The organism is Streptomyces sp. NPDC058955, assembly GCF_042741435.1.
Taxonomy (GTDB): Bacteria; Actinomycetota; Actinomycetes; order Streptomycetales; family Streptomycetaceae; genus Streptomyces.
Genome location: NZ_JBHYKM010000014.1, coordinates 68,230 through 69,490 on the forward strand (window position 1 = coordinate 68,230; position 1,261 = coordinate 69,490).

Below are 1,261 nucleotides of genomic sequence, written 5' to 3' on the forward strand. Positions count from 1 at the left end.
TACGCCGGCTCCGTCGTCACCCCCGACGGACCCGCCGACAAGGCGGGCGTGGCGGCGGCCCCGAAGACCGGCGGATCGCCGACCGCCGAGCCGGCCCCCGAGTCGAGCGGCGAACCGGCCTCCGACGCGCTGAAGCCCGGCATGGCGGAGATCCCCCTCTCCCGGATCGCCGACGTCATCAAGGCCAACACCCCCGCCGGTGAATGGCGGTTCGACGGCCTCGACGGCAAGGGCCAGGGCATCAGCGGCGTCTACGACGACGGCAAGGGCGAGGCCGCCGTCGGCGTCTTCCTCAACCGCGCCGGACGCTCGGCGGAAGCGGGCGTCGACATGGTGACCTGCCCCGAGAAGGCGTACGTGCCGTACGACGCCTGCGAGACCGGGAAGCTCCCCGACGGCTCCCGCTGGATGGTCTTCCAGGGGTACGAGTACCCCGACAAGCGCGAGGAGACCAAGAGCTGGCGGGCCACGCTGCTCACCAAGGACGGCTTCCTGATCGACGCGAGCGAGTACAACGCGCCCGCCGAGAAGGGCGCCGCGATCAGCCGCGAGAACCCGCCCTTCACCGCCGCCCAGATGAAGGCGCTCGTCACCGCCGACGCGTGGCGGCCGCTGCTGGACCAGATCCCGCCGCTGCCCACCGCGCCCGCCCAGCCCGGCAAGCTCGGCAAGCCCGGCAAGGTGCGGCAGGCGCCGCCCGAGATCGTCGGCAACACCGTGCCGAACACGCTGCGTTCGCTGCTGCCGAAGGGGCTCAAGGTCGTCGACGACGGCGGCGAGGGCGAGTTCGCCTTCGTGGTCGTCGACGACGGCAAGGGCAAGAGCCTTGTCCAGATCAACGTCCAGTACGGCATGGACGACGTCGCCGACCAGCTCTTCGGCTCCGGCGACGTCACCACCCTGCCCGACGGCCGCAAGGTGAAGCTCACCCAGCAGCCCGGCGAGAAGGGCGGCGAGGGCGTCGTCTGGTGGACCGTCGACACCCTGACGAAGGACGGCTTCCGGGTCGTCGTCGGCGCCTTCAACACCGGCGCCCAGCACGAGGCGGCCACCCGGGCCGAGCCCGCGCTCACCATGGAGCAGCTGAAGGCGCTCGCCCTCGACCCGAAGTGGGCCAAGCTGCCCGCGAAGTAGGGCGCACGGGGGCGGTGACAAGCGGTGCGGTGGGGGGAGGGGGCGGGCGAGTTGGTGCGCGCGCCACCACCACCACCCCCGCGGGGTCACGGCACCGGCACCGGGGAGCCCCCAGGCACGCACGCGC

At 72.8% G+C, this 1,261-nt stretch carries 1 protein-coding gene; it reads left to right on the plus strand.

What is annotated here, in order from left to right:
- Positions 1–1,134, plus strand: a 1,134-nt coding sequence (locus tag ACFW1I_RS08925) for a hypothetical protein (RefSeq protein ID WP_384667692.1), incomplete at its 5' end; no start/stop codon positions are given.
- Between the last annotated feature and the right edge of the window lie 127 nt (positions 1,135–1,261).